We start from the raw sequence: 18,069 nt of genomic DNA on the forward strand, positions 1-18,069 counted from the left end.
CCTCCGACTGTGCGCCCGGCCGCTAGTGACCCACTTGGAACTCGCTTGGCTGGGTGGTCACCCGGGTGCGGGCGGCGTCGATCCAGGCCGGGCAGCCGCAGCGTTCGGCCAGTGCGAGCGCCGCGGCGTAGTGCGTGCGTGCCGCCCCGGTCCTGCCGAGGAGCATCTCGAGGTCGCCGAGGATGGTATCGACGGGCCCGACCGCGAACGCCGCCGTGTCGCCGCCCCCGATCTGGCCGCTGTAGGGGCTCAGTTCCGCGTGCACCGCCGCCGCCTCGTCCCGCTCGCCAAGCCCGGCGACGACGATGCCGCGCAGCGACATCATGAGGGAATGGAAGAAGTCGCGGCGGACGGGGCGGAGGTGGCGCCTGACCTGACGCGCCTGCTCCGGTTTGCCGTTGCCGAGAAGGGCAAGGGCGTGCAGATCGGCGAGCACGTCCGTCGCTGCACTGTCGACCGTCGCGATCACGGCCTCGAATTCGCCGGCCCGGCCCTCGGTGAGCCGCAGCGTGAACACCGCGAGGGCGAAGACGCTGTCCGCGTCGAGTCCGGCCCGGACCATCAACTCGTGGCCCCGCTCGTAGTGGCGTTCCGCCGCGGCCAGGTCGCCGGTGAGGTGCGCGACCATCCCGCGGTTCATCTGGCGGGTCGCCTGCGCCTGCTGGAACCGGTACCGGTCCGCCAGTGCCGACTGCAGGCCCATGTGATGTTCGATCGCCGGGATGTCACCGTTGCCGGACGCGATCTCGGCCAGCAGGTGATGGCCGAGCATGGTGAACACCGGTAGCTGCGTCCGGTCGCCGATCCGGAGCAGTTCGTCGCCGATGACCTGGTCGCCGAGTGTGCTGGTCGGCGAGCCGGTGCCGGCGTGGACGGCGCAGAGCACCAGCCCGAGCAGCACCGGATCGTCCAGGTCGCGGGCGAGGACCTCGGCCTCCCGGACCGCGGACCCGGTGCGCTCGTGATCCTCCGCCCCGATCTCGTGGACCAGCGTGACCAGCAGCCGGCACCGCACCGCCGGCTCCGGTTCCTCGTCCCGCAGCAGCGCCTCGATCAGGTCCACGACGGCCGTGTCCACTTCGCCGTAGCGCCGGTTGATCCACGGCGTCGGGGTGTCGACGAACGCGAGCACCCGGATCGCCAGATCGGTGCGGCCCGCGTCCCGGGCGAGCTCGAGGGCCCGCTTCCGCGAACGGGCCCCGTCCAGTCCGATGCCGGCGGCGAGTTGGGTGCGGCTGAGCTCGGTGAGGATGTCGACGCGCTCGTCCACGGACGCGGCGGCGTCCGGCGGCAACCGGTCGGCCGCGCGGAGGGCGTCGTTCAGGAAGCCGATCTCCGCGTCGTGGGCGTAGCGGTCGGCCGCCTGCGCCGCGGCCGCGACATTGTGGTCGAGGGCCTGCCGTGCGGTCGCGGCGGACAGCGCCTCGGTGAAATGGTGCGCGAGCGCCGCGACGTCGTGCGGTCGCAACTCCTCGAGTGCGGACCCGACCCGGGCGTGCCAGCGGCTCCTGCGCAGGCGGGTGAGGTCGGAGTAGAGCGTGTCGCGGACGAGGGCGTGTGTGAAGCGGACGGTCCCGGCGCGCGGCTCGCCGAGCAGTCCGGCGATCACGCCCGATTCGAGTGCGTCGAACACGGCGTCCTCGCCGACTTCGGCGGCCCGGGTGAGGACGTCGACGTCGGATTCGCGGCCCACCACCGCGGCCAGTCGCAGGACGGACACGGTCAGTTCGGGGAGGCGGGCGATCCGCCTGCGGAGTACGTCCCGGACCCCCTCGGGCACCTCCGACGTGGCCACCAGTTCGCCTTCGCTGTCCAGGAGCCGGGCGCTTTCCTGCAGGTAGAACGGGTTTCCGCCGGTCCGGTCGGCGAGCGCGCGGAGGATATCGGGGTCGGGGTCGCGGCCCGACACGTGCCGGATCAGCTCCGCCGACTCCTCGGGTCCGAGTCCGCCGAGGCGGATGCGCGTGGGTTGCAGCGACGCGAGGTCGGCGAAGCAGTTCTCCAGGTTCGCGTCGATCTCGTCCGGGCGGAACGCGAGGATCAGCAGGATCGGCGACCGCTGCTGGGCGAGCCGCACGAGGATCGACAGGGTGTCCTCGTCGGCGCGGTGGACATCGTCGAGGACGACGGCGAGCGGGCCGTGATCGCGGACGGTCCCGAGGTAGTCGGCGACGGCACGGTGCAGCAGGAACCGTCCGCTCGGGTCGTCCGGCCGCGCCGCGTGCGAACGGTCGTCGGCGAGCAGGGGCGCCAGCGCGTCCGCCTCGGCACCGGGGTCGACCGTCTCGTGCAGTGCCCGCAGGATTTCCACCCACGCCCAGGCGGGCGGGGCGCCGTCCACCTCGGGGCAGCGGCCCACCGCCACCTGCCACCCGGTGGCGTGCAGGGTGCGACGGAACCGGCGCAGCAGGGACGACTTCCCCGATCCGGCGTCGCCGCCGAGGAGGACCACGGGGGTACCGGGATCGCTCATCAGGTCGGTCAGGGTCGCCAATTCCGCGGCGCGGCCGAGGAACCACGGGGCCGGGGCGGTGTCGAGGGGCACCGCGGCGGGTGCCGGTGCGGACGGGACGGTGCCCGTGAGGATCCGGCGTTCGAGTTCCGTCAGACCGGGACCGGGGTCGAGGCCGAGTTCGCTCACCAGCCTGCCGCGGGCCTCCCGCAACGCGGCCAGGGCGTCGGCCTGACGCCCGCTGCGGTGCAACGCCAGGGCGAGCAACCGCCACCCCTCTTCCCGGAGCGGATGGTCCCGGGTGAGGGACTGCGCGTCGAGTACCGCGCCCGCGGCGTCGCCGGACGCGACGGCGGCGGCCACCACCCGTTCGCGCGCCACCACCCGCAGTTCCTCGAGCCGGGCGATCTCGGCGAGCGCCCAGTGCTCACCGGCTACCTCGGCGAACGCCGGCCCCCGCCACAGGCCCAGCGCCCGCTCCAGGTCGGCCCGCCCGGTGCCCGCGGCGGAGCGGACCAGGCTCTCGAACTCCCACGCGTCGACCGCGGACGAGGGCAGGGTGAGCGCATAACCGGGGGCTCGGCTCACCAGGACGGTCGAGTCCGCCCGCGGCGCGCGGCGCGGCTCCAGCGCCCGCCGCAGATTGGAAATGTATGCCTGAAGTGCACCGACGGCCCGCGCCGGGGGAGCGCCGTGCCAGAGGTCGTCGACGAGCCGATCCACCGGAACCACCTCGCCGCGCGCGACGAGCAGCAGGGCGAGCACGGCCCGCTGGCGGGGGCCGCCGAGGTCGACTGCCCCCGATTCGTCCTCCGCCTCGAGCGTCCCGAGTACTCGAATCCGCACCATCGTGCCAAGCGTAAGCACTAGTGGCTTCCAAGTGCTCTCCAAGACGCCGAACCGACCCTTGATCGCATGACAACTCCGACTGCTCACACGACCCGCCCCGACACCCGCGAGATGGTGGTGGTCCACAACTGCTTCCGCCGCCAGTTCGCCGCGCTGCCCGCGCTCGTCCGCCGGGTTCCCGCCGGCGACGCCGCCCGGGCCGGGGAGGTGGTGGCGTTCTTCGAGGAACTCGCCACCGCCCTCCACCACCATCATTCGAGTGAGGACGACCTGCTGTGGCCGAGACTGCTCGACCGCGCGCCCACCGACGCGGCGCTGGTACTGCGGATGGAGGAGCAGCACGAACGCATCTCCGAACTGCTGTCGCTGGCGCAGTCGCAGGGCGCCGCGTTCACGGTGGATGCGGTGGACGGCGAACCGCTGGCGAAGACGCTGACCGCGCTGTCCGCGGCGCTGGGCGAGCACCTGGACGAGGAGGAGCGGCACATCCTCCCGTTGGCGGAGCAGTTCATGACGCTCGCCGAGTGGCAGGAGATGGGTGACCGCGGCCGCGCGTCGATCCCCAAGGACCGGCTGCTGGTGTTCCTCGGTTTCATCCTTCAGGGGGCGACACCCGAGGAGCGTCGAATGTTCCTGTCGGAGATGCCTTTCGCGGCCAGGATGGCATGGTCGATCCTGGGGCGGCGGGCGTTCCGCAAGGACTACCGGCGCATCTACCGCACCGAACCGGCGGCCTTCTGACGCCGGATCACCCTGCGCCGCAACCGGCCCCGGCTGGTCCGTTCCCAGAAGCTCGGCGGTGTGCGTTCGGGATCCATCAGTTCGTTCTCGGCCAGCGGGCTGTCCTCGTCCTCGACCGTGTCCGGCTCGAACTTCTCCAGGGTCCGGCCGCCGCCGCGCAGCGCCTCGACCGTGCCCAGGAGCGACGACGTCTCGGTCAGCGTGTCCTCGAACAGCCCGGCCGGGACACCGAGGTGCTCGCAGACGAGCTGACGGCGAATGCCGAGGATGGTCGCCCGCAGTTCGTCACCGTTCGCCGTGTCCGCGGTGACCTCGACCGCGAGATCGCATTCGGAGTCGAATCCCATCGACCGGTTGTTGAGGTTCGACGAACCCACCCGCAGGAGACGGTCGTCCATCACCAGCACCTTGGCGTGGACGTAGATCGGTTCACCGCCCGCCGTGACGGGGTAGTAGACGCCGAGCCGGTTCCCGGTGTCGGCCCGCCAGAGCAGGTGCAGCAAGCGGCGGCGGGCGCCGTCCATCGCCTTCTGTTCGAGCCAGCCGTCGGCGTTGCGCGGCAGCACCAGCACGATCTCCGGCCCGTCCGGTTCGCGGAGTCGCGCGGCGATCGCCTCGGCGAGGGTGCGCGACGCCAGGTACTGACTCTCGATGTACAGCGACCGCTCGGCGCCGGCGATCGCCGCCAGATACAGGGCCTCGATCTCCCGGACCTCGTCCCGGTCGTCCAGCTCCGGCAGCGTGCGTGCGACGCCCACGTCGACGCCGCGCATCGTCGGCTCCAGCCCCTCCGGCCACGGCGTCCGTCCCACGATCTCGTCGACCGCCGCCAGATCCTGCCCCGTGGCCGCCTTCCACCGGGTGCGGGCCAGTTCGCCGATGGCCTTCGCCGCGTCCCCGTCGACGGCGGTCGTCGCGTCGTGCCACGGCCCGTACCGCTTGCCGTTCGGCTGCGTCCGGTAATGGTTGCGGTCCCGATGTTCGGGGGTGTCCCACCGGTCGACGGTCATGTCGATGCCGCCGCAGAACGCGAGCGCGTCGTCGATGACGACGATCTTCTGGTGGTGCGCCGAACCGATCGGGTGGGCGGCGTCGAGTTCGAAGTGCAGGCGGCGGTCCGTCACCCAGTTGACCACGAAGATCGGGGTCATCCCGCGTCCGATCGCGGTGAAGGCCCCGATATTCCATTTGAGCAGGTAGATGTCGAGATCCGGACGTTCGCGCGTCAGCCAGGCCAGGAACCGGCCGAGTTGATTGGGCCCGTCGAGCGTCTTCTCGTCCGGTTCGAACTCGATCCTCGTGTCGAAGTCCCAGCCGATGAGGATGATCCGCCTGCGCGCCTGCAGCATCGCGGACTTGGCGTGGCGGAAGTAGTCCGCCGCGTCGACGATGCACGCGAGACGATCGGCGCGGGCAACCTGCCAGCAAGTGTCGCCGGGAGTCAGGATCGGGCTGTCGTCACTCATGTCTCTTCTGCTCTCCCGGTCTCGTGCGTCCCGCTTCCCCGCGAGTGGACGATTCACAGTACTGTGCCGCCCCCGCGCAGCTACCGTTGAGAGGTGCGGAGATGGTGGCGCATCGTGGCGTTGCTCGCACTGGTCAGCGTGCTGTGGGCACCAACTGTCGGTGCGGATCCCCTGCGGGCCGGATCGAGCCCCGGCACCGTCGTCGCCTCGTCCGAGTTGCCTGCCGAACTCTGGCTCCGCGGAACCGGAAGTGCGTACCGGATGACGTACCTGACCACCGACCGTCACGGCATCACCCCCTGCACCGGGATGGTGTTCGTGCCGCCCGGGACGCCGCCCGCCGGGGGATGGCCCGTCATCGCGTGGGCACACGGAACCGTGGGGGACTCCGACGCCGACGCACCCTCGGTGACGGGCGTCGACCCGCAATCCTCGGAGTACGTGAGCAGCTGGCTGCAACTCGGCTACGCCGTGGCCGCCACCGACTACGTGGGCCTGGGCACTCCCGGGGTGCCGCCCTACCTCGACGGGAAGGTCGCAGGCCGCAGCGTGATCGACGCCGTGCGCGCCGCGCGGGAGGTCGACGCCGACCTCTCCGCCACGTGGATGGCCGTCGGACTGTCCCAGGGCGGTCAGGCCGCGGTGTTCGCCGCACACGCAGCCACGTCGTACGCGCCGGAACTCGACTACCGCGGGGCCGTCGCGAACGGGGTGCCGTCGAACATCGAGACGGTGTCGAACTGGAGCGGCCCGTCGTTTCCGCCGCAGGGCCTCGCCGGTCTCACCGTGTACATGTCGTACCTGATCGCCGGGGTCCGGGACGCGTACCCGGAACTGGACGTCGACAGCTATCTGACCCCGGTCGGGAAGCAGTTCGTGGACGCGGCCCCCGAGGTGCCGTTCCGGCAGTTCGCGGCCATGACCGGGAACGTGTCGGTGGCGCAGATGCTGTCGCGGGCGCTCGACGTGCCCGCGCTACAGGACGCGTTGCGCGAATACCTCGAGGTCCCGGTCACGGGGTACGACCGTCCGCTGCTGCTCGTGCAGGGGGTCACCGACGCGTCGGTGCCGCTGCCGCTGACGGAGAAACTTGTCTCCGAGATGCGCACGGCCGGGACGACTCTCGACTACCGGGTGTACTCGGGTGGTCACTTCGGCAGCATGTACCAGGCGGGACCCGACCAGGCCTCGTTCGTCGCCTCGCTGATCAGGTAGGGGCGGGCAACCCGAGGTGCCGGGTGAGTTCGCGGGCCGCGGCCTGCCCGGCCCGGTTCGCGCCGATCGTGGACGACGACGGTCCGTAGCCCACCAGATGGATCCGCGGATCCGACGCCACCTGGGTGGCCAGGCGTCCGGTCATCGTGATGCCGCCTCCCGGACCGCGCAGCCGCAGCGGTGCGAGGTGATCGAGTGAACTGCGGAAACCGGTGCACCACAGGATCACATCGACCTTTTCCTCGTGGCCGTCGGCCCAGCGGACACCGTCCTCGGTGATCTCGCTGAACATCGGCTGCCGCGCCAGCACCCCGCGTTCGCGGGCGGCACGGATCGCGGGCGTCACGGGCAGCCCCGTCACCGACACCACCGAGCCCGGCGGCAGCCCGCGGCGAACCCGGTCCTCGACCAGAGCGACTGCGGCGCGGCCGATCTCGGGCGTGAACGGCTCGTCCCGGAACTCCGGCGGGCGGCGCGTCACCCACGTCGTGGTGGTGACCCGGGAGATCTCGTCCAGCAACTGCACCGCCGAGATGCCGCCGCCGACGACGAGGACATGCTGCCCCGCGAAGTCCTGCGCCGAGGAGTAGTCCCTGGTGTGCACCTGGCGGCCGGTGAACGACTCCGCGCCGGGGTAGCGGGGAATGAAGGGGCGCTCCCACGTTCCCGTCGCGTTGATCAGACCGCGGGCCGACACCACGCCGCTGTCGGTCTCGATCCGCAGACGCTCGCCGCGGGCGCACACCACCCGGGTGTGCACAGGACGGTGCACCGGTAACTCGAACTGCTTCTCGTACGTCGCGAAGTAGTGGGGAACCGCGCTCGACGCGTGCACCAGCGCGGCCTCGGGGTCGTGCGGGTCCACGCCGACCGTCTCGGCGAAGCCGAGCCCGGGCAGGTCGTGAACACCGTTGACGGTGCTCAGCGTCAGGGACGGCCACCGGAACTGCCACGCGCCGCCGGGCCCCGGGGCGTGATCGAGCACGACGAAACCGGACTCCGGTTCCACTCCGAACCTGCGCAGATAGTAGGCGGCGGACAGCCCCGCCTGCCCCGCGCCGATCACGGCGACGTCCACTTCACTGTTCATGTCGGTCCTCACCTCCATCCTCACAACTACCGGAGAGGCTCGTGTGTTCCGGTCGATTCGACTGTGGTTGGGTGACGGATGTCCAGTCGGGTGGGCGGGGAGAAAATTGTCAGTGGACAGCAATCACGAAGAAAGCGAGTGGACATGATCGGGACGAGTCGTGACGGCGACGTCTTCACCCTCGAACTGCAACGACCCGACCGTCGCAATGCGTTGAACACCGAGATCTGCGAACTGCTGCGCGAGGAGACGGAGAAGTCCGTCACCGACGGCGCGCGGGTGATCGTCCTCACAGGGCAGGGCAGCGCGTTCTGCGCGGGCGCCGACCTGTCGGGCGACGTGTACGCCGACGGGTTCACCGACACCCTGCTCGAGATGCTGCACACCATCGACTCGGTGCCCGTCCCCGTCATCGCCGCGATCAACGGTCCCGCGATCGGCGCGGGCAGCCAGCTGGCGCTCGCCGCGGACCTGCGGGTGGTCGCACCCGAGGCGCGCTTCGCCATCCCCGCCGCCAAGCTCGGGATCTCCGTGGACCGGTGGACCGTGCACCGGCTGGCCGCCCTGATCGGCGGCGGACCGGCACGAACGATCCTGCTCGGCGCGGAAGAGGTCGGGGCCGACGAGGCGCTGGCGCACGGCCTCGCCAACAAGCGCGGCGACCTCGCCGTCGCGCAGCAGTGGGCGCACTCGATCGCACGCCTGGCGCCGCTGTCGCTGCAACACCTCAAGATGGTGCTCAACGACGACGGCACCCAGAGTCCGCCGCCGCCTGAGCAGCTCGCGGCGTTGCATGCGGCGTGGAAGAGCTACGACGCGCAGGAGGCGCGGGCCGCCCGCGCCGAGAAGCGTCCCCCGGTGTTCCGCGGTCAGTAGCCGTCGGCCGCACCTTTCCCGCACGCGTGGTTACAGTTGTCGGGGTGAAAGCGAAGAACGCCGTGACGACTGTTCTGGCCACCGCCGCCCTCGGGTGGCTGACACGCGCCGCGTGGGGCCTTCCGTCTCAGATGGGCGCGTCGCGTGCCAAGGTGCGCCCGTACGCCGCGACGTCGCCGCGGTACCGCGACCGTCAGTTCCACAACACCGATCCGAGCAGCATGATGCTGCCCGGTTCGGAGACCGGGATTCTCAAGGCGCTGATCACGCGGGGCAAGGCGGGACGCCCGCGCAGGCCGATCCCGCTCGCGACGCCCCTCGCGCCCGTCGAGGCGGCCGACGTCGCCGTCACCTGGTACGGCCATTCGAGTGTGCTCGTCGAGGTCGACGGCTACCGGGTGCTGGCCGACCCGGTGTGGAGCAATCGGGTGTCGCCGTCCGCGCTTCTCGGTCCGTCCCGCATGCACCCGACCCCGGTGCCGCTGGCCGACCTGCCCGTCCTCGACGCCATCGTCATCTCGCACGACCACTACGACCACCTCGACATGGCCACCGTGCAGCAACTCGCCGCCACCCAGAAGGCGCCGTTCGTCGTTCCGGTCGGGCTCGGTGCGCACCTGCGTCAGTGGCGGGTGCCGGAGGAGAGGATCGTGGAACTCGACTGGGACGAGTCGACGACACTCGGTGAACTCACGCTCACGTGCACCGAGGCCCGGCACTTCTCCGGCCGGGGCCTGGTGCGCAACACCACCCAGTGGGCGTCGTGGGTGCTCGCAGGCCCGAGCCGGAAAGTGTTCTTCGGCGGCGACAGCGGATACACGACGCGGTTCGCCGACCTGGGCCGCCGGTACGGACCGTTCGATCTCACGCTGCTGCCCGTCGGCGCCTACGACACCAGGTGGGCGGACATCCACATGAACCCCGAGGAGGCGGTGCAGACGCACGCCGACCTCAACGCCGGCGACGCGACCCGTGGACTGCTGGTGCCGGTGCACTGGGCCACGTTCAACCTCGCGTTCCACACCTGGTCCGAGCCGATCGTCCGGCTGCTCGCGGCCGCGCAGGAGGCGGGCACCCCGGTGGCCGTGCCGATGCCCGGGCAGCGCGTCGACGCACTGAAGCCGGCCGCCCAGACCCCGTGGTGGACCGCACTCGGCTGAGTCCGGCGCGCATCCCCTCGGAGCCGAGCGTCGTTGCGTAGCCTTTGACCATGGCATACGACGAAACCGGCACCGACAGCGTTGCAGTCGTCGCGGTGGAGGGGCTGACGGCCGCCCAGGTTGCGGAGCGGGTGGCGGCCGGCAAGACCAACGACGTCCCGGATCGGGCCAGCCGGTCGGTGCGCGACATCGTGCGCGCCAACGTGTTCACCCGGATCAACGCGATCCTCGGGGTACTGCTGATCATCGTGCTGGCCACCGGTTCGATCATCGACGGCATGTTCGGCCTGCTGATCATCGCCAACAGCGGGATCGGCATCATCCAGGAAGTGCGGGCCAAACGGACCCTCGACAAGCTGGCGATCGTCAGCCAGACCAAACCGGTGGTGCGCCGCGACGGCGTCGCCGTCGCGATGGCACCGCGGGAGGTCGTGCTCGACGACATCATCGAACTCGGCGCCGGCGACCAGATCGTCGTCGACGGGGTCGTGGTGGAGGCGGCGTCCCTCGACATCGACGAGTCCCTCCTCACCGGTGAGGCCGACCCCGTTCACAAGGACATCGGTCAGCAGGTGCTGTCGGGGAGTTTCGTCGCGTCGGGCAGCGGCTGTTACCGGGCCACGAAGGTCGGAAGCGACGCGTACGCCGCCAAACTCGCGGACGAGGCCAGCAAGTTCACGCTCGTGCACTCGGAGTTGCGCAGCGGCATCGACAAGATCTTGAAGTTCATCACGTACCTGATGATTCCGGCGGGTCTGCTGATCATCTACAACCAGTTGTTCTCGAGCGGCGAGTCGATCCGGCCGGCGCTGAGCGGGATGGTGGCCGCGCTGGTCCCTATGGTGCCCGAGGGGCTGGTGCTGATGACGTCGATCGCGTTCGCGGTCGGGGTGGTCCGGCTCGGTCAGCGGCAGTGCCTCGTGCAGGAGTTGCCCGCCATCGAAGGCCTCGCCCGCGTCGACGTGGTGTGCGCCGACAAGACCGGCACTCTCACCGAGAACGGCATGCGGCTGTCCGAACTGCGCTGCGCCGACCCGTCCGACGCCGAACCGTCCCGCGCGGCGCTCGCCGCGATGGCGGCGTCCGACCCGCGGCCGAACGCCAGTGTCCTCGCCATCGCGGAAGCCTTCCCCGACGCCCCCGGCTGGGGCGACGCCACCGCGGAGGCCCCGTTCTCCTCGGCCAAGAAGTGGAGCGGCCAGTCGTACGGTGCCCACGGCAACTGGGTCCTGGGCGCACCGGATGTGCTGCTCGACCCCGGCAGCGACATGGCCCGGCAGGCCGAGGAAGTCGGCTCCTCGGGACTGCGGGTGCTCCTGCTCGGCAGTTGCGACGTCCCGGTGGACCACCCCGCGGCGCCGGGTGCGATCACGCCGCGCGCGCTGGTGATCCTGGAACAGCGCGTGCGTCCCGACGCTCGCGGCACCCTCGAGTACTTCGCGAGCCAGAACGTCACCGTGAAGGTCATCTCCGGTGACAACGCCGTGTCGGTCGGCGCCGTGGCCGGGTCGCTCGGACTGCCCGGCGGCGACCGTCCCGTCGACGCCCGCGAACTGCCCGCCGACCGCGACGCCCTCGCCGAGACCCTGGAAACGGCGACGACGTTCGGCCGGGTGCGCCCAGACCAGAAGCGGGAGATGGTGGGGGCGCTGCAGTCTCGCGGTCACACCGTCGCGATGACGGGCGACGGCGTCAACGACGTGCTGGCCCTCAAAGATGCCGACATCGGGGTGTCGATGGGCTCGGGCAGCCCCGCCACCCGCGCGGTCGCGCAGATCGTGTTGCTGGACAACAAGTTCGCCACCCTGCCGTACGTGGTGGGCGAGGGTCGCCGGGTGATCGGCAACATCGAACGCGTCTCGAACCTGTTCCTCACCAAGACCGTGTACTCGGTGTTGCTGGCGTTCCTCATCGGACTCACCGGTGTGCTGTCGCAGATCTTCCATTTCGAGCCGGTGCCGTATCCGTTCCTGCCGCGGCACGTCACGATCGCCGCCTGGTTCACCATCGGCATTCCCGCGTTCATCCTGTCGCTGGCCCCGAACAACGAGCGGGCGCGCTCCGGGTTCGTGCCGCGTGTGATGCGTCTCGCCGTGCCGTCCGGTGTGATCATCGGTGTCACGACGTTCATTTCGTACCTTCTCGTGTACGCGGGCCCGGATCAGACGGAGACGCAGAAGATTCAGGCAGGCACGTCGGCGCTCATCACCCTCATCATGATCGCCCTGTGGGTGCTGGCCGTCGTCGCCCGGCCGTACGTGTGGTGGAAGCTGGTGCTGATCTTCGGATCCGTAGCGGGATACCTCATCCTGTTCGCGTTGCCGTTCACGCGGGAGTTCTTCAAACTCGATCCGACCAACGTCGCCGCCACCACCTCCGCTCTCGTGTGCGGGCTCGTGGGAGTGGTTCTCGTCGAAATCGGATGGTGGGTCACGGGCCGGCTGCACGGTGAGCACCGCCGCCTCTTCGCGGCCCCGGAAGATCTTCCGGGCGTGCACTGACCGGAGTACCGCTCGCGACGATCCGAACGGTTGGCGTCGCCGAGTCAATGCTGTGAGACTGGGTGCACGGCGGGTGATCGAACTCGCGCGGACACTGCGTGCGCATGCACAAGGAGGAAGAACGATGAGTTTCGTCGACACACTGAAGGGCCTGCTGGGCAAGGGGAAGGAAGCCGCTTCGCAGAACGCGGACAAGGTTCACGGCGCCATCGACAAGGCCGCCGACGTCGCGGACAGCAAGACCGGGGGCAAGTACAGCGACAAGATCGACAAGGCCGCCGACGCGGCGAAGAAGGCTGTTCCCCCGAAGGAGTGAACCCTTCCCAGACACACCCGTGCGGGCCCCGGTTCTCGGACCGGGGCCCGCACGGGTCTTCGGAGATGACCCGCGCATCGTGGGCGGGCGCGGCAGAATCGGTGTCGTGAACGGCGTCCTCGTGCTCCTCGTCATCATCGCGGCCATCGCCGTGACGAGTTTCGCGAAGCGCCGCGATCTGCAGGCGCCGCTGGTGCTCGTGACCATCGGGTCGGTGGCGTCGTTCATCCCCGGGATGCCGCGGCTCGAACTGGACCCGGACGCCATCCTCGGGGTGGTGCTGCCGCCGCTGCTGTATTCCGCGGCGCTGAAGTTTTCGGTGGCCACGTTCCGGCGCCACCTTGCACCGATTCTCCGGCTGGGGATCTTCACCGTTCTCGTGACCGCCGTCGGGGTGGCCTTCTTCGCCAACTGGCTGGTCCCCGAATTCACGCTCGGCGCGGCGCTGGTCCTCGGCGCCGTCGTCGCGCCGACGGACGCGGTCAGTGCCGTCGCGGTCGGCCGCAGGCTCGGCCTGCCGAACCGGGTAATTGCGATCCTCACCGGCGAGGGGCTCGTCAACGACGCGACCGCGCTGACCCTGTTCACCGTCGCCGTCTCCGCCGTCGTCGGGGCGACGATCCCGGTCCCTCCCGTGGTGTTCTTCGGCTACGAGGTGGTCGGCGGGGTGCTCATCGGACTGGTACTCGCGAAGATCGTCGAGTGGGTGCGTCACCGCATGTACGACTCACCGCTGGAAACGGTGCTGGGGCTGATGCTCCCGTTCGTCGCGTATCTCGTCGCCGAGGAGGTACACGCGTCCGGTGTGCTGTCGGTGGTCGCCGCGGGGTTCCTGATGGGGCACAAGGCCACCGACGCCTCCGTGGCCACCCGAATCCAGGAGCGGTCGCTGTGGGAGAGCGTCGACCTCCTGCTCGAGATGTTCGTGTTCGCCTACATGGGACTGCAACTGAAGTTCGTCATCGACGACGTCCGCGACCAGGGCCTACCGGTGCACCACGTCTTCTTCTACGGCTTCGCGGTCCTCGCCGTGGTCATGGCGATCCGGCCGGCGTGGATCCTGCTGCACTGGCTCCGCCGCCGGCTCGGGCTGGCGATCACAGCGCCGGGCGGCTCGGTGGAACTGGGGTGGCGGGAGAGCGTCGTCGTGTCCTGGGCGGGAATGCGCGGGGTGGTCACGCTCGCCGCCGCGTCCGGTGTGCCCGTGGTGATCGCGAGCGGGCAGCCGTTCCCGGGACGCGAGGTGATCCAGGCGATCGCGTTCGTCGTGGCCGTCGGCACACTGCTGATCCAGGGCGCCACCATGCCGCTGCTGATCCGGACCCTCGATCTTGCGGATCCCGACGAACGCAGGCGTGAGGAGGAACAGGTGACGCTGGCCCGCGCGATCTCACGTGACGCGGGCGAACGGGCGCTCGTCGAATTCGCCGCGAACCCGCCCGCGGGAGTCGACCGCGCGTCGGTCACCGACATCCTCGACCGGGTGCGGCGGTCGATGCGGGCCCGTCTGCAGGCCGAGGAGGCGGAGGACGCCGCCGAGAAGCAGCGGGCAGGCGCACTGTTCGACCACTACCGCCGCGCCGCCCTGCGCGCGCAGCGGGAGGCGCTCATCGCCGCCCGCGATGCGGGCACACTCGACGACGAAGTGATGCGTAGCGTGTTGGAAGGCCTCGATGTGGAGGAGGCCGCAGCCGAGGAGCGGGTGCGGAGACGTCGCGAATGAGGTGCGAGGTGGGTGTGCGTCCGGTGCGAACCGCCGTCGTCGCGCTGGCCGGTGCCCTGGCGCTGACTGTTCCCCTGACGCTGACCGCCTGCGCCACGGACGCGGCCTCCCCGGCCCCGCCCCCCACGACGTCGGTGGCCGCACCCGCTTCTCCGTCCGTTTCCCCGGCGCCGACGGGCGACCAGCGGGGCGCGCTGATCAGCCGGCAGCCGGTGCCCGACATCGATCCGGCGATCACCGCACTCGGTGCCACGGCCACCCGCGTCGTCTACCGGTCGACGTCCGGCGTCGACGGCGGCGGCGCGGAGGTGGTGGGCACGGTCTTCACTCCCGGCGGCCCCGCACCGGACGGTGGCAGGCCCGTCGTGACGGTCGGGCACGGCACCACGGGCGTCACCGACGAATGCGCCCCCTCGTCCTCGCCGACGCTGCTGGGCACCACGAACCTCGTCCGCCCGCTGCTGCAGCGCGGCTACGTCGTGACCGTCACCGACTATCAAGGTCTCGGCACCGACGGCCCGCACCCCTACCTCGAACCGGACACCGCCGCCTACGACCTGATCGACGCGGTCCGGGCGGCGCGCAACGTGGTGCCGGACGCGTCGGCGCGCTGGGCGGCGCTCGGAGTGTCGCAGGGCGGGCAGGCGTCGTGGTCGGCGGCCGAGCACGCCGGCGACTACGGCGACGGCCTCGAATTCGTCGGCGCGGCGAACCTGTCACCCGCTGCCGACCTGTCGGGGATCGTCGCCGACGGGACCGTCGAACCACTGTCGTTGCCGCAGAAGATGTTCCTGCCGTACCTCCTCGAGGGACTGAAAGTGATCCACCCGGAGCTGAACCCGGACGACTACATGCGCGGCACCCTCGCCGCCAGCCCCGACGTCACGCTGTCGTGCGTCGCCGCGAAACTCCAGGAGAAGTGGACGGTGGCGACCCAGCTCACCCCGGCCGACACGGGCCCGCGGACGGCGGCCGACGCCGAGCGCATGCGCGGGTGGCTGCAGGACATCGCGCTGCCGAAGACCGGTGCGGGCGGCCCGATGCTCGTCGTGGTGGGGGATCGGGACAACCTCATTCTGCCGCAATGGACTTCGCAGGCCGTCGACAACGCGTGCACGCTCGGCGACGTCGTCGAGTTCGACACCCGGCCCGGGGAGGGCCACGCGGACGGGCGATCCGTCCCCGGGGCGGTGCAGTGGATCGCCGACCGCTTCGCCGGCGTGCCCGCACCGGACACGTGCGCCGAGGGAGGAACACCGTGACCGCCCGACTGGACGCCGGCGAATGACGGGATCCGTCGTCGCCGTGGTGGCGTTGCTCGTCCTCGTTCCTCTCGTCACGTTCACCGCCGTGTGGCTGCGCGCCCGGCGCGAGTTGACGACACCCACCGAGCGGGCCGTCCACACGACCCTGCATACCGCGTCGCTGGCGGCGCGCCCGTTGCGGCGGGGGCTCGACGAGACGTCGGCGGACGAGGCCGCCCCGCATCTGCGTCAGCTGACCGGGGCGCAGGCGCTGGGTGTCTTCGACGCCGCCGGTGACCTGCTCGCGTGGAGCGGACCGCACGAGGCCATGACCGAACAACTACGCGACGCGGCGGCCCGCGCCGTCGACGGGGAACGCCGGGTGCTCGTCGCCTACGGCGGCCTCGTCCGGGGCACCGGCGACAATGCGGTGCGGGCGCTGATCGCCCAGCCGCTGCTCATCGAGGCCACCGGGGTGGTCGGCGTGCTCGGCATCGTCACCACCGAAGACCCCGGACCGGGCATGCTCGGCGCCGTCACCGAGGTCGCCCGGTACGCGTGCAGCCAGATCGAACTCGCCGACCTCGACGCGTCCCGCGCCCGCCTCGACCGCGCCGAGGTGCGGGCGCTCCGCGCGCAGATCAGCCCCCATTTCATCTACAACGCGTTGAACACGGTGGCGTCGTTCGTCCGCACCGACCCCGACCGCGCCCGGGAACTGATCCTCGAATTCGCCGACTTCACCCGGTACTCGTTCCGGTCGGCGGGCGAGTTCACGCTGCTGGCCGACGAACTGCGCAACATCGACCGGTACCTCACCCTCGAGCGCGCCCGGTTCGGCGACGCCCTCGCCGTGAAACTGCAGGTGGCACCCGAGGTGCTGAACGTGGTGCTGCCGTTCCTCGCCCTGCAACCGCTGGTCGAGAACGCGGTGCGGCACGGCATCGCCGCCAAACCGGACGGCGGCACCGTCAGCATCGTCGCCGCCGACGAGGGCACCGACTGCGTGATCAGCGTCGAGGACGACGGCGTCGGCATGGACCCGGAACTGCTGCGGTCGGGGTCGCTGGACGCGGTGGCCGAGTCGTCCGGGGTCAAGGAGGCGGCGCACGTCGGGCTCGCCAACGTCGACGACCGCCTGCGCGCCGCGTTCGGCAACGACTACGGACTGGTGGTGGAGACCGCGCCCGGCGCGGGCACCAAGGTGAGCATGCGCGTCCCGAAGTTCCGGCGGGGGATCTCGACGTGAGCGGGAAGCGTCCGTGCGACGATTGCTGTCGTTGTGAACCACACTGACGACAGGTCTCCGGACGCACCCCTCACCGTGCTGGCCGTCGACGACGAGAAACCCGCCCTCGACGAGCTGGCGTTCCTGCTGCGCGCCCAGGACGCCGTCGGCGACATCCGGACCGCGGGCGACGCCACCACGGCGTTGCGAATCCTCCGGGACGGCGACATCGACGCCGTCTTCCTCGACATCAACATGCCCGGACTCGACGGTCTCGAGCTGGCCGGGATCCTCGCGAACTTCGCGTCGCCGCCGCAGGTGGTGTTCGTGACCGCCCACGACGACCGGGCCGTCGCCGCCTTCGACCTCGGCGCCGTGGACTACCTCCTCAAACCGTTGCGCGAGGAGCGGCTGGCGGAGTCCGTGCGCCGCATCGTCGAGGGGCGTCGCAGGCGCATCGACGCCGGGCCTCCCGCTCCCACCGACGAGGTGATCCCCGTCGAACTCGGCGGCATCACCACCCTCGTGCACCGGTCCTCCGTCGAATGGGTCGAAGCGGACGGCGACTACGCGCGCCTGCACACCGCGGACGGCTCCCACCTCGTCCGCATCCCCATCTCGGCGCTGGAGACACGGTGGACGGACGCCGGGTTCCTGCGGGTGCACCGCTCGTACCTCGTCGCGCTGCCGCGGGTCACGGGGATCCGGACCGTCGGCACGGGTCTGGTCGTGTGCCTCCGCGCCCACGGCGACCACCCGCCCGTCGAACTGCCGGTCAGCCGCAGGCACACCCGGATGCTCAAGGACCGGCTGGTCCGGGCGCCGAAACAGACGTGGACCGCGCGATGAGCTCGCCCGAGCGGGTGCGGGTCGTCCTCGCCCAGCATCGCGGCGCGCGCATCGTCCGCACCCGCGTCGAGGTGCAGGAACAGACGGCGGTCGGGGACGCGATGATCCGCGGGCTCGTCCGCACCCAGCTCGTGCTCGCGATCCGGCTGGCGCTCCTCGCGGCGTGCCTGCTGTGCGCGGTGCCGCTCGTGATGTTCCTGTTCCCGGCGTTGTCGAACGTGTCGGTGCTGGGAATCCGGCTGCCGTGGGTGGTGCTCGGCGCGCTCGTGTACCCGGTGCTGCTCACCACCGGCTGGATCTACGTGCGGCAGGCCGAGCGCAACGAGCAGGAATTCACCGACCTGGTGGACGACTGAGCG

The 18,069-nt window shown here is 70.7% G+C and carries 14 protein-coding genes; 11 read left to right on the forward strand and 3 right to left on the reverse strand.

Going from position 1 to position 18,069, the window contains the following annotated elements:
• Window positions 1-22 precede the first annotated feature (22 nt).
• Window positions 23-3,301 (reverse strand): BTAD domain-containing putative transcriptional regulator, encoded by a 3,279-nt coding sequence (locus AC1DWT_RS05225; protein ID WP_477919948.1) that lies wholly within the window; start codon window positions 3,299-3,301, stop codon window positions 23-25.
• A 66-nt stretch (window positions 3,302-3,367) separates the two neighbouring features.
• Between AC1DWT_RS05225 and AC1DWT_RS05230 the strand changes: the two genes are divergently transcribed.
• A complete protein-coding gene (locus AC1DWT_RS05230) occupies window positions 3,368-4,042 on the forward strand; it encodes a hemerythrin domain-containing protein (protein WP_072944743.1) in 675 nt (224 codons plus the stop codon).
• Here AC1DWT_RS05230 and AC1DWT_RS05235 read toward each other — a convergent pair.
• Window positions 4,015-5,508, reverse strand: a complete 1,494-nt coding sequence (locus tag AC1DWT_RS05235) for a phospholipase D-like domain-containing protein (RefSeq protein ID WP_387490620.1) — start codon at window positions 5,506-5,508, stop codon at window positions 4,015-4,017. The genes AC1DWT_RS05230 and AC1DWT_RS05235 overlap by 28 nt on opposite strands.
• A 114-nt stretch (window positions 5,509-5,622) precedes the next feature.
• On the opposite strand from AC1DWT_RS05235, the gene AC1DWT_RS05240 reads away from it, so the two are divergent.
• Window positions 5,623-6,723, forward strand: coding sequence for a lipase family protein (locus AC1DWT_RS05240; protein WP_477919950.1), 1,101 nt, complete (start codon window positions 5,623-5,625; stop codon window positions 6,721-6,723).
• Here the strand turns inward: AC1DWT_RS05240 and AC1DWT_RS05245 are convergent.
• A complete protein-coding gene (locus tag AC1DWT_RS05245) occupies window positions 6,716-7,813 on the reverse strand; it encodes an NAD(P)-binding domain-containing protein (protein WP_072944894.1) in 1,098 nt (365 codons plus the stop codon). The two genes, AC1DWT_RS05240 and AC1DWT_RS05245, sit on opposite strands and share 8 nt — an antisense overlap.
• Window positions 7,814-7,957: 144 nt before the next feature.
• Here AC1DWT_RS05245 and AC1DWT_RS05250 point away from each other — a divergent pair, with 144 nt between their 5' ends.
• From AC1DWT_RS05250 to AC1DWT_RS05290, 9 genes are all read left to right on the forward strand, one after another.
• Window positions 7,958-8,689 (forward strand): enoyl-CoA hydratase, encoded by a 732-nt coding sequence (locus AC1DWT_RS05250; RefSeq protein ID WP_005244016.1) that lies wholly within the window; start codon window positions 7,958-7,960, stop codon window positions 8,687-8,689.
• 44 nt (window positions 8,690-8,733) lie between these two features.
• On the forward strand, window positions 8,734-9,849 hold the full coding sequence (locus tag AC1DWT_RS05255) for an MBL fold metallo-hydrolase (RefSeq protein WP_241031478.1): 1,116 nt from the start codon (window positions 8,734-8,736) through the stop codon (window positions 9,847-9,849).
• Window positions 9,850-9,899: 50 nt separating this feature from the next.
• Window positions 9,900-12,350: an HAD-IC family P-type ATPase gene (locus AC1DWT_RS05260; protein WP_072944737.1), complete on the forward strand. Its 2,451-nt coding sequence runs from the start codon at window positions 9,900-9,902 to the stop codon at window positions 12,348-12,350.
• 124 nt (window positions 12,351-12,474) lie between these two features.
• Window positions 12,475-12,666, forward strand: a complete 192-nt coding sequence (locus AC1DWT_RS05265; RefSeq protein WP_015888853.1) for an antitoxin — start codon at window positions 12,475-12,477, stop codon at window positions 12,664-12,666.
• Window positions 12,667-12,772: 106 nt separating this feature from the next.
• The gene (locus AC1DWT_RS05270; RefSeq protein WP_072944891.1) at window positions 12,773-14,389 is read left to right on the forward strand and encodes a Na+/H+ antiporter; all 1,617 of its coding nucleotides are present in this window, start codon (window positions 12,773-12,775) and stop codon (window positions 14,387-14,389) included.
• A complete protein-coding gene (locus tag AC1DWT_RS05275; protein ID WP_477919953.1) occupies window positions 14,386-15,651 on the forward strand; it encodes a lipase family protein in 1,266 nt (421 codons plus the stop codon). The genes AC1DWT_RS05270 and AC1DWT_RS05275 overlap by 4 nt, the downstream gene beginning before the upstream one ends.
• 22 nt (window positions 15,652-15,673) lie before the next feature.
• Window positions 15,674-16,882, forward strand: a complete 1,209-nt coding sequence (locus tag AC1DWT_RS05280) for a sensor histidine kinase (RefSeq protein ID WP_095863401.1) — start codon at window positions 15,674-15,676, stop codon at window positions 16,880-16,882.
• Between the two features lie 33 nt (window positions 16,883-16,915).
• The gene (locus AC1DWT_RS05285; RefSeq protein ID WP_477919955.1) at window positions 16,916-17,710 is read left to right on the forward strand and encodes a LytR/AlgR family response regulator transcription factor; all 795 of its coding nucleotides are present in this window, start codon (window positions 16,916-16,918) and stop codon (window positions 17,708-17,710) included.
• Complete coding sequence (locus tag AC1DWT_RS05290; RefSeq protein ID WP_477919957.1) at window positions 17,707-18,066, forward strand: hypothetical protein; 360 nt, start codon at window positions 17,707-17,709, stop codon at window positions 18,064-18,066. The genes AC1DWT_RS05285 and AC1DWT_RS05290 overlap by 4 nt, the downstream gene beginning before the upstream one ends.
• Window positions 18,067-18,069 lie beyond the last annotated feature (3 nt).

Source organism: Rhodococcus sp. P4_B6, assembly GCF_056402215.1.

Coding starts and splice junctions, on each gene's coding strand:
- AC1DWT_RS05225 (WP_477919948.1), bottom strand. CDS start 3,301: ATGGTGCGGATTCGAGTACTCGGGACGCTCGAGGCGGAGGACGAATCG.
- AC1DWT_RS05230 (WP_072944743.1), top strand. CDS start 3,368: ATGACAACTCCGACTGCTCACACGACCCGCCCCGACACCCGCGAGATG.
- AC1DWT_RS05235 (WP_387490620.1), bottom strand. CDS start 5,508: ATGAGTGACGACAGCCCGATCCTGACTCCCGGCGACACTTGCTGGCAG.
- AC1DWT_RS05245 (WP_072944894.1), bottom strand. CDS start 7,813: ATGAACAGTGAAGTGGACGTCGCCGTGATCGGCGCGGGGCAGGCGGGG.
- AC1DWT_RS05250 (WP_005244016.1), top strand. CDS start 7,958: ATGATCGGGACGAGTCGTGACGGCGACGTCTTCACCCTCGAACTGCAA.
- AC1DWT_RS05260 (WP_072944737.1), top strand. CDS start 9,900: ATGGCATACGACGAAACCGGCACCGACAGCGTTGCAGTCGTCGCGGTG.
- AC1DWT_RS05265 (WP_015888853.1), top strand. CDS start 12,475: ATGAGTTTCGTCGACACACTGAAGGGCCTGCTGGGCAAGGGGAAGGAA.
- AC1DWT_RS05275 (WP_477919953.1), top strand. CDS start 14,386: ATGAGGTGCGAGGTGGGTGTGCGTCCGGTGCGAACCGCCGTCGTCGCG.
- AC1DWT_RS05280 (WP_095863401.1), top strand. CDS start 15,674: ATGACGGGATCCGTCGTCGCCGTGGTGGCGTTGCTCGTCCTCGTTCCT.
- AC1DWT_RS05290 (WP_477919957.1), top strand. CDS start 17,707: ATGAGCTCGCCCGAGCGGGTGCGGGTCGTCCTCGCCCAGCATCGCGGC.